This window comes from Thermanaerovibrio acidaminovorans DSM 6589 (assembly GCF_000024905.1).
GTDB classification, from domain to species: Bacteria; Synergistota; Synergistia; order Synergistales; family Synergistaceae; genus Thermanaerovibrio; species Thermanaerovibrio acidaminovorans.
Genome location: NC_013522.1, coordinates 164,568 through 177,792, shown reverse-complemented (window position 1 = coordinate 177,792; position 13,225 = coordinate 164,568). Strand labels below are relative to the sequence as shown.

The window sequence follows — 13,225 nt, the reverse complement described above, 5'->3', positions numbered from 1 at the left end:
TCAGGCCTCCTCGGGCCTCACCTCCAGATCCTCCTCCAGATCCCCTTCCGCATCGTCCTTGAGGACCACGTTAAGCAACAGGGCCGCCACAGTGCCGGCGCTTATGCCGGAGGAGAAGAAGCTCCTCACCGCCCTGGGCATGCTGGAGATGAAGTCCGGCCTCACGGTGACGCCGATACCGATCCCAAGGGATATGGCCAGGATCAGCATGTTGCGGTTGTTGAGCTCCACCCCCTTGAGGGTCTTGATCCCCGCCGCCATGACCATGCCGAACATGATGATCCCCGCCCCACCCAGAACCGGGTTAGGCATTATGGCCACCAGGGCCCCCAGCTTGGGGAATAACCCCATGAGGATCAAGATTATACCCGCCACCTGGACCACATAGCGGCTGGCCACCTTGCTCAACGGGATCAGCCCCACGTTCTGAGAGAAGGAGGTGTTGGGTCCCGCGTTGACGAATCCGGCGATGAGAGACCCAACCCCATCCGCCAGGATACCCTTGGATATGTCCTCCGAGTCCAGCTCCTTGCCGGACGCCTCGCCGATGGCGAAGAGACACCCCACGGTCTCCACGGTGGTCACCAGATATGCGGTGAAGAAGGCGAAGAACCCCCCCATGGAGAACTTGACTCCATACTTGAAGATGGTCGGAACCTCGAACCATCCCGCCTTCGCTATGGGGGACATGTCCAGCATCCCGAAGGGGATGCAGATCAGGTAGCCGAAGATGAGGCCTATTATGACCGCCGCGGAGGAGAGGAACCCCTTGGCGTAGCGGTTGAGCAGCATGATCACCGTCATGACCGACAGGGCTATGGACACGTTCCTCACACTGCCGTAGTCCGGCGCCCCGTAGCCCCCGGCGGCCCAGTCGATGGCCACCGGCAACAGGGTGAGCCCTATGAGCATCACCACCGTGCCGGTCACCACCGGGGGGAAGAACCGTCTCAGGGGCTTTATGAACCGGCTTAGGGCGATCTCTATGAAGGAGCCCGCTATGGTGGCCCCAAATATACCCGGCAACCCCATCTGGGCCCCCACCGCTATGGAGGGGCCAACGAAGGTGAAGTCGGTGCCCATCACGCAGGGTAGCTTGGCCCCCACGGGGCCTATCCCCTTGGCCTGGATGTAGGTGGCTATCCCCGCCGCCAACAGGGCGGCGCTCACCAGGAACCCCAGGTCGTGGACCGGAAGCTTCAACGCCCCCCCCACTATCAGGGGTACCGCCACTATCCCGCCGAAGGCGGCCATGATGTGCTGGATCGCCAAAACCACCGATAGGTTTAGGGGCGGACGATCGTCCACCTTGTACAGGATCCCGTCCCCGTACCCCCTAGCTCCCCTAGTCTCCATGCTCCTTCCCCTCCTTGAAAGGTAATAAGGCCACCCCACCGGGGCCACCACCACTATACAATATAACCCTTGAGAAATATCAGACAATGTTCGGGTGTGACAGGTCCGACGCAACGGGTATCATTGGTGTAGACTGGCATGGGGGTGATCGAATTGAACCATCACGACCAGTTGCTGGCCAGGGTCTTGGACTTCCTGGATCGAAACCGGGAGGAGGCGGTCCGCATGTCGGACCGGATATGCGACCATCCGGAGCTGGGGGGGGAGGAGGTGCGGACCTCCGGCGAGTTCGCCCGGGCGCTCCGGGAGGGGGGCTTCCGGGTGAAGACGGGGATACTGGACCTCCCCACCGCCTTTCACGCCACCTGGGGGAGGGGGCCGGTCAACGTGGCACTCCTGGCGGAGATGGACGCCCTGCCGGAGATAGGCCACGGGTGCGGCCACAACCTGCACGGCACCGCCTCGGTCTTCGCCGCCCTGGCGCTCAAGGAGGCCCTGAGGGAGGAGGACGCCACGATCCACGTGTTCGGCACTCCGGCGGAGGAGACCAATGGCTCAAAGGTGGAGATGGCCCGGGCGGGGCTCTTCGACGAGATGGACCTGGCGCTCATGTTCCACTGCTGCTCCGGCGGGAGCTACGTGGACTACAGATCAATGGCCATTGACTCCCTGGAGTTCACCTTCTCGGGACGCACCGCCCACGCGGCGGCGGCCCCCTGGGAGGGGCGGAACGGGTTGAACGGGGTTATCCTGCTCTTCCACGCCCTGGACATGCTGAGGCAGCACGTAAGACCCCACGTCAGGATGCACGGGATCATCACCCACGGGGGCGCGGCCCCCAACATCGTTCCCCACGAGGCCCGGGCCCACTGGTACTTCCGGGCCCCCACCCGGGAGGAGCTGGACCAGCTGGTGGAGCGGGTGAAGGCCATAGCCCACGGTTGCGCCGCCGCCACCGAGACGGAGGTTTCCTACCGCTACAACGAGGCCAGCTTCGATCACATGAGGCCTAACCCCCCGGCGGAGGAGGCCATGGAGCGGATCCTGACGGAGCTGGGCTTCCGCCTCCGGAAGGGCCCGGGCCCCAGCGGATCCAGCGACGTGGGCAACGTGAGCCGCCGGTGCCCGGCCCTTCAGCCGGAGCTGTCCATATCCGACCGGGAGATCCCCCTCCACTCCCGGGAGTTCGCCCTGGCCACCAAGTCGGAGGGGGGACACCGGGCCCTGATCCAGGGGGCAAAGGCCCTGGCCTGGATGGGCCTTGATGTGATCTTCAACCCCCAGCTCCGGGAGCGGATCCGCCGGGCCTTCGAATCCCCCACCACCCACGGCTAGAGGGGCCTCAGCTCCACCTCCACCTGGCTCAGGCAGCAGTTCCAGCGGTCCGTCAGCTGGGGCCCCACGAGGAGGTTGACCCCCCGCTGCCCCGAGTGGGTCCAGCAGGTTCCGGGGGCCACCCCCTCCTCCACCCTAAGCACCCCCCGCACCTCCCCCCAGGGGGAGCGGACCGCCACCCGCTGCCGGTCCCGTAGGCCCAGCCTCGAGGCCTCCCGGGGAGACAGGCGGAAGACCAGCCCATCCCCCTCCGCCCAGGACTCGCAGCCGCCGCCGTTCACCGCGTCGAACCGGTGGGGTGTCACCAGTGTGAGACTATCCCCGGCTGGGCCGACTGGGGGGACCAGAGGGAAGGAGAAGGCTCCCCGGTTCCTGTCCGGGTGGGGGAAGCGCCATATGCCCTCCGCCACGGGGACCAGCCCCGGGTTGGAGAGCACTTGCCTGACGAAGGGCTCGAAGGAGCCCCGGACGCAGGGGTCAAAGCCCAGCATCCGGAGGATGGAATCCAGCAGATCCGCCTCGGATGGGCATGGGGACCTCCTGACGGGCCGGGTGACCTGGAGCAGATCGTGCCAGTAGCTGAACACCAGCCCATCCGGTTGCTCCGGGAAGGGGGCCACGGGGATGAAGAGGTGGGACCTCGATGCGGTGGCGGAGAGCCGCCAGTCCAGGCATACGAAGAAGGGGTCTTCCCGGTCCATCAGCTCCAACAGGTCCTCCACCCCCTGGGTCTGGGTAACCGGGTTGCAGCGGGAGAAGATCACCAGCTCAACCGGCGGATCCTGGGCCCCCTTTAGCCAGGGCCCCACGACGGGCCGCGGCGCCAGGCGGGAGAAGCAGCCTTCGGCGAAGCCCGGGGGGAAAGGGGCCCCGTCGTCGGCGCTGAACACCATCCCTCCTCCGGGAACCCCCTGGGAGCCCAGGAGGAAGACCAGCGAATCCAAGACCCGCATGAGCAAGTCCCCCCCCTGGCGGCGCTGCATGGCCCAGCCGGCCCAGAGGCTGAGGGGCCCGTCGGAGGTGACGAACTGGAGGATCTCGTCCAGTTCTTGGGACGAAAGACCGGTGAGACGGCCGACCTCCTGCCGGGTGGCCCACCGGATGGACCCCTCGAACTCCTCCAGACCCCGGAACTCCCCCACGGGACCTCCCCCGCCCCTCAAGACCTCCCCGCACAGGAAGGCCCCCAGGGCCAGGTCCGAGCCGGGCCTCAATGTCCACGCCACGTCCGCCAGCCCATGAGTCCTGGTGGGCCTCACGTCCAGGTATCCCACCTTGGCCCCCATGGCCCTGGCCCGGGCTATGAGGGGAACAAAGTGGACGTTGGTCTCCGCCACGTTGCGGCCCCAGAGGAGGATCCGGCGGCTCTCCAGCACCTCCTCGGGGGGCACGTGCCGCCTGACCGGGTAGGAGAGGGACAGGCCGTGTCCCCCCTCGCCGCCGCAAAGGGACCCCGCAAGGCCGGTGAAGCCCCCGAGGCGCTGGGAGAAGAGGTCCAGCAGACAGTTGGTCATAAGCAGGTTGCCGGACCCGGTCCCCCACAGGATCCGCCGGGGATCCCGCTTCACCGCCGATTCGATGCGCCCCGCCAGGATGGACAGGGCCCGATCCCAGGAGATGGGGTTCAAAACCCCTCCCTCCCGGAGCATGGGCTGGGTGGGCCTGGGGCCCTCCAGGGCATCCAGTAGCTTCGTCAGCTTCCTGCACACGAACCCCCGGGTGTAGGGGTGGTCATCCCTGCCCCTGACCTGGCTGGAACCCCACTGGGCCTCGAAACCGCAGGCGTCGGGACAATCGAAGGCGCAGGCGGAAAGGATCTTCAACGTTGACACCTCCCTAGGGGCTGGATGGAGGATGTGCCCCTCTCTGCGATCCATGTTAACACCCTCCAGCGGCGGATCAAACCATCGCCGGCTCCGCCCTTTAAGGTGACCCATCGCAGGACCAAGGGTTCAGCGGGGAAGAAGCCTGGACCTGGGACGTGGGGGGCTATAGAATCTTCTCCGGAACTCAAGAAACTCCCCGCTGGGGAGAGGAGAGGGATGATGGCGATTGACTGAGCGGAAGGACCGGGGCGGCTGGCCGGTGGTGCTCTACGTGGTGCTGGTGGCCGCCTACTTCATGTCCAACTTCTTCAGGGTATCCCCGGCGGTGCTCCTGCCCCGGCTGGCCAGGGAGATGGGGATGACCGCAGGGGTTACGGGCTTCATATCGAGCCTTTTCTTCTACGCCTACGGGGGGGTGCAGCCCCTTTGCGGCTCCCTAAACGACCGGTACGGCCCCATGAGGATCGGCGCCTTGGGGATGCTCATCTGCGCGGTGGGCACCTTCATGTTCTCCTTCGCGGACAGTCCCGCAAGCCTTGGGGTGGCCCGGATGCTCACCGGCCTGGGGCTTGGCCCCATCTTCTCCGGGGTCCTGGTGCACCAGGCCCACGGGTTCCCCAAGGAGAGGTACCCCATGCTGACGGGGCTCACCATCGCCCTGGGCAACCTGGGGGCGGTGGTCTCCGTGGTGCCCCTGGGGCTTGCGCTGGACTCCATGGGCCGGTTCAACACCTTCCTCCTCCTGGGGATCGTGAGCGCCGGGATCGCCCTGGTCCTCTGGGTCCTCAAGGGGCACGATCCGGTGACCTCCTCCGGGGGCAAGGGGCCCATGCTTAAGGGGCTCAAGGAGGGGATGAGGATCCTGGTCTCCGGGCACCGGGGAATAAAGGTGGCGGCGCTGCTCTGGGCCTCCGCGGTGGGGGTGCAGCTCTCCCTCCAGGGCCTATGGGGGGTGGCGTGGTTCGAGGAGGCATACCGGTGCGGCCCCTCCGCCGCCAGGAACTGGGCCACCATGATAGGCATAGGGATGATGGCGGGCACCCTCCTTGGGGGGCCGTTGGCCTCCATGGCCCGGGGCCGGCGATCCTCCTTCGCCGCCATAGGCGGGTCCGTGGCGGCCTCCTGGGGGCTCTTCCTGGCCCTGATGGCCCTGCGGGCCCCCATCTGGGCCTCCGGATGGGCCGGGGCCCTCATGGGGATCACCACCGGCGGGGCGGTGGTGGCCGCCAACTCCGCCATAAACGACCTGGTGGACCGGGAGAGGATCGGGGCCCTCCTGGGGGCGGCCAACATGATGGTCTTCGCCCTGGTGATCCTCTGCCAGTGGGGCTCGGGGCTCATGATCGAGGCCTTCGGGGGGCAGAGCCACGGGGCGTTCCTCAAGGCCTACGGCATCATGGCCCTCTTCCTCCTGGCCTGCACCCTGCCGATCCTCACCGTCAGGTCCTTCAAACGGAGCTAATCGGCCCCCAGGGCCCTCACCGCGTCCCTCCCGGACGCCTTGGCCAGGTAGAGCGCCTGGTCCGCCAGGTTGTTGAGCTGGTCCACCGTCAGCTGCGGCACGAACTCCGCCACGCCGAAGCTGGCGGTGACCGGTATCTGGAGCCCGTCGTACAGCACCGGCTCGGATCCTATGGCGCTCCTCATCCTCTCGCAGAGCCGCTTGGCGTCCCCCAGGGAGGCACCGGGCAGGATCAGGAGGAACTCCTCCCCCCCGTAGCGGCCCACCACGTCGTAGACCCTAAGCTTTGAGCCGACCCGGCGGGCCACCTCCCGGAGGACCTGGTCCCCCGCCAGGTGCCCGTAGGTGTCGTTTATGGCCTTGAACCGGTCTATGTCCATCATGGCCACCGACAGGCTGCCCCCCTCCCGGACGGACCGGGCCATCTCCCGCTCCTCCATCTCTATCACCGCCCGGCGGTTGAGCAGCCCGGTCAGCTGGTCGTGCCGGGCCATGAACCTCAGCTTCCGCTGCACCTCCATCACCCGGGTGCCCGAGAGGACCCGAAGGGTCAGGTCATCGGGATCGAAGGGCTTCACCACGTAGTCGTCCGCCCCGGAGGCCATGGCGAGCACCAGGTCCTCCTTGGTGTCCTTAACGGTGATCATGATCACGTACGTGTACCTCTCGCTGCACTGCTCCTCCTCCCGAAGGCGCCTTATGACCTCCACCCCGCCGATGTGGGGCATCATGTAGTCCACGAGGGCCACATCCACCTCACCCTTTAGGAGCACCTCCAGGGCCTCCTCCCCGGTGGAGGCGGTGAGCACCCTTATGCCCCGGTTGGAGAAGATCCGCAGGATCCCCTCCCGGGTGGATGGGTTGTCGTCCGCTACCAGCAGCCTCATGCCCTGGGGGAACTCCACACCGCCGAAGCGGCCGCCGACCCCCATGGGGACCCTAAAGGAGGCCCCGCCGGATCCGCGCCACTGGCCGAAGGAGAGAGCCGCCCCCTTGAACTCGTGAAGGGACTTGAGGAACAGGTCCTGATCCCCCTCCCGGAAGGCCTTGAGCATCACGTCCTCCAGGCGGGCCATGTCCGCCCGGAAGGTCTCCAGCAGGTCCGTCTGCAGGTTCCGCTGGGGCGCCTCCCGATGCTTCAGCGCCCAGGCCAGCTCCATCACGTCCAGGGGCTTCCTCAAGACCTTGAGCATCCCCTCCCGGAGGAACGCCTCCTCCACGTCGGGGGATACCCCGGCGGTGAGGCCCACCACCCGACACCCCAGGGCCTCATGAAGCCGGTGCATGGCCGAGAGCCCATCCCCACCGGGGAGGTTAAGGTCCATCAGCACGAAGTCGAACTTACCATCCTCCGCCTCCTCCAGGGCCTCCTGGACGGACTGGGCCCCCACCGCCTGAACCCCACACTCCCTGAGCACCCCGCAGGCGGCGGAGAGGCTGGTGTTGTTGTCGTCCAGCACCAGGGCCCTTAGCCCGTCCAGGGGGCACCCGGTCCCCTCCTCCTGGCGGACCGGCAGGTCAAGGGTGAAGACCGTCCCGTACCCGGGCCTGGAACGGACCGTTATGTCCCCCCCCATCCGGTTGGCCAGCTCCTTGGACAGGTACAGCCCCAGCCCGGCGCCGGAGGAGCTCCCCGAGAAGGGCACGAAGAGGCGCCCCATCTCCTGGTCCCCCATGCCCAGGCCGCTGTCCTCCACCGCGAAGTAGACCCTGCCCTCCCCTCCCCAGCCGGAGAGGGACACGTGCCCCTTGCGGGTGAACTTAAGGGAGTTGGACAGCAGGTTCACCAGGATCTGACGGAGCCGCCTGGGATCCCCCATGATCCGGTCCGGCAGGGCGTCGGTGAAGAACCGGAACTCCAGCCCCCGGTCCTGGGCCCGGACCGAGAAGGTGCTGGCCAGCTCCTCCAAAAGCGCCTGGGGGGAGAAGGGGATGGCGGTGATGTCGAGCCGCCCCGCCTCCAGCTTGGAGTAGTCCAGCAGGTCGTCCAGGAGGCTGTTCAACGTCTCGCACTCCCGAAGCAGCACCTCCATCCGGTGGGCCACCGGCGGGGGCAGCTCCGCCCCCAGGGTGGTCCTGAGGAGCCCCATCATCCCCCCCAGGGGGTTTCGGATCTCGTGCCCTATGTGGGCCAGGAAGGCGTCCTTGAGGCGGTTGGCCTCCTCCAGGGCCCTCTTGGTCTCCTCCAACCTCTCCACGTTCTCCTTCAGCTGCCCGTTGAGGGACCGGACCTCCTCGAGCCGCATCTGGTTCTCTATGGATATGGCGGTGTAGGACATCAGGGTCCGGAAGAAGGCAACCCCTATCTCCGGGATCTCCTCGGGCCTCTCCTCCAGGGATGCCATGAAGACCCCCAGGATCTTCGACGGGGTGCTCAGGGCGGAGACCAGGAAGCTACCCTGGGGGAGGGACATGAACATGGGGTTCGGGTGGGTGAGCGCCCAGGCCAGGGTGCCGTCGGAGGACATCTCCGCCAGGGCGGCGTCGAAGTCCACCTCCCCCTCCTGCCCAGCCACCCGGGATAGGTCCATGCCGTCCTCGGAGAAGAGCAGGCAGGTCCAAGCCCCTATCTTTATCAGCGACCTGGCCCGGTCGGCGGCCCTCACCAGGATCCGGTCCAGGTGCCCATCCTCCTCCACCGCGGAGGGCACCAGCCCGACCGCCACCGCCAGGATCCGGTTTATCCTCTCCCTCTCCGCCTCCAGCATCCGGAAGCGGCGCTCCAGCTCCGACAACCTCGAGGTGTTCATCCCGCTCCTCCTTAGATCAGGAAGATCCTGCGGATCTCCGCTATCTGACGCCTGGCCTGGGAGACCATGGCGGGTAGCGCCTCCGGCGGGATCTCCAGCATGTCCAGCCCCCGCTGGGACAGGGTGGGCACCAGGTGGGATCCGGAGTTGCCCCACCGGAGGGCCAGGGCCATGGCGTCCGCCAGATGCACCACCGCTGACTCCCTGGGAAGGTCCGACTCGTCCGGGGAGTGGTGTCCACCCACCATGGTCCGGATGAAGTCCGGTATGTTCCACTCCTTGAGTAGCGCCTCCCCCATAGAGCCGTGGTGGAACCCCAGGTGCCGCTCCTCCACCCGGTGCATGGGGACACCCTCGTACAGCGCCAGGTCCATCAGGGACTTCATGACCCAGGGCACCTTGGCGAAGAGCACCAGGCGCCCCACATCGTGAAGCAGCCCGGAGAGGAAGAACTGCTCCTCGTTGGGCATCCTCAACGTGAAGGCTATGACCCGGCAGATCACCGCACAGGATATGGAGTGCTCCCAGAAGGACTCCACGTCGATCCTGGAGGATGGGATCCCCTTGAAGGCCCCAACGGCGCTCACCGCCATGGCCAGGGCGGTGAGCTGATTGGTTCCCACTATGGCCACCGCCCGCTGGATGGAGTCGATCCTCTTGGGGAAGCCGTAGTAGGAGCTGTTCACCAGCCGCAGCAACCGCACCGTGAGGGCCGGGTCCTTGCTCACCACCTCGGCTATCTTGGAGGCGGAGCTCACCGGGGACTCGATCACCTCCCGGAGCTTGAAGTATATGGCGGGGAAGGAAGACAGCCGCACGTGCTGTCTCACCAGGTGCCGCATGGCGGGCACACCCACCCCCATGTCACCCAGGGTCACCTTTGGCACCTCCGCGGGGGGATAGGGTATCCAGGCGGATGGGACCGATCCCTCCTTGGCGATCCGCTGCCCCACCTCCCTAACCGCCTGGGCAAAGATCTCCTCCTCAAAGGCCGTTCCGGGATTCATCCATCGGGAGACCAGGGCCCTGGCCTTCCTCAAAGCCTCTTCCCTGACCCCTTCCTCCTCGGCAATGGCCCGGTCCTCGTAGCCCTCCACGTCTGCGACGGGGATCCCCCACAGGCGAAGCATCCGTATGTGCCGATCCTCTATGGTGACCCCCTTGCCCAACATGACCCTGCCGTCCGGGGCCCTTAGCTCCGAGGCCAGCACCATGCCGGGCCTTACGTTCTCGATGGAGACCAGTCCCACCGCCCGATCACCCCCGGGAATCCCGACGTTTCACCTGACGTACCCCCCAAGGGGCACGGTCTCGACCCTAACGCCCCCCGGGCCCACCGTAACCCGGTGGTAGTGGTGGAAGCCGCTCTCCGGGTCCCGGCTGTAGAGGCTAGCCCCCCCGCCGCCGGAGATGGTGTAGGGGACCCCATCCCAGTCCCCCTGGAAGAAGGCGTGCACGTGGCTGGCGAAGACCCGGTCCACCCGGTGGCGCTTCAGGACCTCCAACATCTCCCTGGCCCCCCGCTCATCCATGGCGTGGCTCTTGCCTGGCCTGGGATCGAAGAGGGGCTGGTGCATGAAAACCATCTTGGGCCCCGGGTGGGAAGCCAGCTCCCGGTCCAGCCACCGAAGGCGCTCCTCCGACAGGGGCCTTCCATCCGCGTTGTCCAGCAGGACCAGGAGGGCACCCCCCAGAACGAAGGCCCGGTCCCGCCAGGACCCGAAGATGTCCTCGAAGCGCCCCCGCCCCCGGTCCACCAGCTCATGGTTGCCAATCACCACCAGGAAGGGCTTGCGGATGGACCGGAGGAGCTCCAGCGCCTCCCGGTACTCCCCCTGGGTGCCCCGGTTGGTCAGGTCCCCCAGGTGGATCACGAAGAGCCCCTGGTCCTCCCTCATCTGGGGCACCAGGAACCGGAAACGGCTGCCGGGCCCCCTGGTGTCCCCCACCACCAGGAACCTGAGCTCCCCCTCCACCGGGGTGGACAGGATGGAGTCCAGGTTGATGTGGTTAAGCCCCCTGACCGCCCCATTGGCCCCCTGGGGGATAAGGAGGAGAAGGAGGAGAAGGAGCGGGAACCATGCCAGGCCCCTGAAGGGCCTTGAAAGCGGAGTCAAGCGGGACACCCCCTGCGGTAAAATTTGTTTTATTTTACAACCCCCCGCCCGGGGTGCCAACGGTGGATTATAATGTTTGTCTCAGGCGGAACTAGGGGAGGTATATGTGTTGGACTTGGACCTGGCGATGTCGTTTCACCTTGTGAAGGAGAACGAGGGCAACTTGAGGCGCTACGGGGCGTTGCTGGCCTCGGGGAACTCCAAGGTCCGTCTCACGGGGACCGCAGGCGAGGAGGACCTATGGGAGCAGCACATAGTGGACTGCGGGGCCCTGGTGTCCCTGTTGCCCCGGGGGGCCAGGGTTATCGACGTGGGGACCGGCGGTGGGCTCCCGGGAATGGTGTGGGCCCTGTGCAGGTCCGACGTGGGGGTAACACTCCTGGACAGCGTGGGCAAGAAGTGCGCCGCCGTGGAGGAGATGGCCCGGATGATGGGGCTGGAACCCCACCGGGTCCAGGTGGTCTGCTCCAGGTCCGAGGAGTTCGCAAGACTTAACCGCGAGGTATACGACGTGGCCTGCGCCAGGGCGCTGAGCGAGGCGCCGGTTCTGGCGGAGCTCCTGTCCCCCCTGGTGGCGGTGGGGGGAATGGTGTGGGCCATGAAGGGACCCAGATGCGAGGAGGAGCTGGCCCCCGGGGAGGGCCGGTGGGGTGAGCTGGGCCTGTCGGACCCGGAGGTGTTGGACTACGACCTGGGGGACCGACACAGGAAGCTGGTGATATGGCGCAAGATCTCCCCGTGTCCCGACAGGTACCCCCGGAGACCCGGCATGGCGGAGAAGAGGCCCTGGTACCGGTAACCGGTAATAAGTTGAAGGGGGGCCCTTGGCCCCCCTTCCGTTTCGTCAGCCCCTGGGTTGCTCCATAAGGCGCCGGGCCTCCATCATGAGTCCCAGGTAGGGATCGTCCACCGAGTTGTGGGACGGGGAGTGGATGAAGTAGCGGGCGAACAGGTCCTGAACGGTGGACCTGGAGGCCACCACGTCGATGAACCGCTCCGCCAGGTGGACCGGGTTGTCCCCCTCGGTGAGCACCTGGAAGCCTATGATCTGCCCTGGGGTCACCCCAGGGCCCCCCATGGCCACGGTGATCTTCCAAGCCCCGTCCCGGCCCTCCATGAAGGGATCCCGGGAGCGGACCGGGATCCGGACCCCCACCGCCTCCACGCCGCACCTACGGGCGGCCTCCACGGTCCAGCCCACGGAGCCCCAGTGGAGATCGAAGACCTGGCTCACCCCCCAGGTGGTGACCGGCGGTAGCTGGGCGGGCATGCCCGCCACGTTCATGGCGGCCACCATGGCCTGTCTCATGGCCAGGGTGCCGATGAGGGGGAGGAGGGGCAGACCGGTGGCGGCATCGGTTAGCTGGGCCATGTCCCCCACCGCGTACACGTCCTCCAGGGAGGTCATCATCCGGCCATCCACCACCACCCCACGGTCCACCTTCAGCCCCAGGGAGCGGGCCAGGTCGAGCCGGGGCCGCACCCCGGAGGCGAAGACCACAAGCTCCGCCTCCAGCTTGGAGCCATCAGACAGGAGGATTCCATCCCGGAGGACCTCCGATACCGTGAGGCCAACCTTGAGGTCAATTCCATTCTGGAGGAGCTTATTCTCCAGCACCGCCGCCATGTCCTCGTCAAGGGCCGCCACCGCATGGGGGAGCACCTCCACCACGGTGACCGACAGCCCCCGCTGGTGCAACGCCTCCGCCACCTCGAGCCCGATGGCGCCGCTACCGACCACCACGGCCCTCTTGGCGGACTTGGCCATCTGGTCCAGGTCCTTGGCGTCCTGAAGGCCTCTGAGGACCTTCACGTTGGGGGCCAAGGCGTCCCTGGGGAGTAGCCGGTCCCCCACCATCACGGTGGGTCCCGAAGAACCCTCCCCCGCCAGGACGCCGGGCACGTCCGGGATCCAGGGGGCCGCCCCCTGGGCCAGGATCAGCTTACGGTACCGGACGGTTACCTCCCCATCCCGGGTCTCCACCCGGGCGGTCCTCAAGGCGTGATCCACGGACCTCACGGAACCCCAGATCACGTCCTGGGCTATCTCCTTCGGCAGCCGGTGGCTGTTCTCCAGGTCAACCGCCACCGCGCAGGGGCCGTTGGGGATCAGCCGACGCCCCACCGAATAGGGCAGGCTACAGATCACCGTCGGGGGCTCGTCCGCCACCATGGCGATGGATCGGACCCCCATGTTCCAGAGGGCCATGTAGGACACCCTCCCGCCAGGACCGCCTCCCGCTATGAGAACCTCCACCGTCCGATCCAAGGTCAACACCTCCGAAATTGAAATCTTGCCATCACACCCAACTTATATACCCCACCAGGGTATGTGTCAAGGGTCCGGGGGCTTGAAAAGCGGCGACTTGCTATTAAAAT

The 13,225-nt window shown here is 66.7% G+C and carries 9 protein-coding genes; 3 read left to right on the top strand and 6 right to left on the bottom strand.

The annotated features are described in order from the left end of the window. Nucleotides 1-1,356: a nucleobase:cation symporter-2 family protein gene (locus TACI_RS00790; protein ID WP_012868917.1), complete on the bottom strand. Its 1,356-nt coding sequence runs from the start codon at nucleotides 1,354-1,356 to the stop codon at nucleotides 1-3. A 144-nt stretch (nucleotides 1,357-1,500) separates the two neighbouring features. On the opposite strand from TACI_RS00790, the gene TACI_RS00785 reads away from it, so the two are divergent. After that, nucleotides 1,501-2,691: a M20 family metallopeptidase gene (locus TACI_RS00785; protein WP_416340832.1), complete on the top strand. Its 1,191-nt coding sequence runs from the start codon at nucleotides 1,501-1,503 to the stop codon at nucleotides 2,689-2,691. Here the strand turns inward: TACI_RS00785 and TACI_RS00780 are convergent. Next, the gene (locus TACI_RS00780; protein ID WP_423218560.1) at nucleotides 2,688-4,523 is read right to left on the bottom strand and encodes a molybdopterin-dependent oxidoreductase; all 1,836 of its coding nucleotides are present in this window, start codon (nucleotides 4,521-4,523) and stop codon (nucleotides 2,688-2,690) included. The genes TACI_RS00785 and TACI_RS00780 overlap by 4 nt on opposite strands. A gap of 220 nt (nucleotides 4,524-4,743) precedes the next feature. Here TACI_RS00780 and TACI_RS09370 point away from each other — a divergent pair, with 220 nt between their 5' ends. Beyond that, complete coding sequence (locus tag TACI_RS09370; RefSeq protein ID WP_012868914.1) at nucleotides 4,744-5,979, top strand: MFS transporter; 1,236 nt, start codon at nucleotides 4,744-4,746, stop codon at nucleotides 5,977-5,979. Here TACI_RS09370 and TACI_RS00770 read toward each other — a convergent pair. The 3 genes from TACI_RS00770 to TACI_RS00760 are packed head-to-tail and all read right to left on the bottom strand — an operon-like array spanning nucleotide 5,976 to nucleotide 10,855. Beyond that, the gene (locus tag TACI_RS00770; protein ID WP_012868913.1) at nucleotides 5,976-8,729 is read right to left on the bottom strand and encodes a diguanylate cyclase; all 2,754 of its coding nucleotides are present in this window, start codon (nucleotides 8,727-8,729) and stop codon (nucleotides 5,976-5,978) included. The genes TACI_RS09370 and TACI_RS00770 overlap by 4 nt on opposite strands. An 11-nt stretch (nucleotides 8,730-8,740) precedes the next feature. Then, entirely contained in the window at nucleotides 8,741-9,979 is a 1,239-nt protein-coding gene (locus TACI_RS00765) for an HDOD domain-containing protein (RefSeq protein ID WP_012868912.1), read from the bottom strand. A 30-nt stretch (nucleotides 9,980-10,009) separates the two neighbouring features. Then, on the bottom strand, nucleotides 10,010-10,855 hold the full coding sequence (locus tag TACI_RS00760) for a metallophosphoesterase family protein (RefSeq protein WP_164925074.1): 846 nt from the start codon (nucleotides 10,853-10,855) through the stop codon (nucleotides 10,010-10,012). A 118-nt stretch (nucleotides 10,856-10,973) separates the two neighbouring features. Between TACI_RS00760 and rsmG the strand changes: the two genes are divergently transcribed. Then, nucleotides 10,974-11,645: a 16S rRNA (guanine(527)-N(7))-methyltransferase RsmG gene (gene rsmG / locus TACI_RS00755; RefSeq protein ID WP_242601122.1), complete on the top strand. Its 672-nt coding sequence runs from the start codon at nucleotides 10,974-10,976 to the stop codon at nucleotides 11,643-11,645. 45 nt (nucleotides 11,646-11,690) lie between these two features. Here the strand turns inward: rsmG and TACI_RS00750 are convergent, their stop codons facing one another. Beyond that, complete coding sequence (locus tag TACI_RS00750) at nucleotides 11,691-13,124, bottom strand: NAD(P)/FAD-dependent oxidoreductase (RefSeq protein ID WP_242601121.1); 1,434 nt, start codon at nucleotides 13,122-13,124, stop codon at nucleotides 11,691-11,693. Between the last annotated feature and the right edge of the window lie 101 nt (nucleotides 13,125-13,225).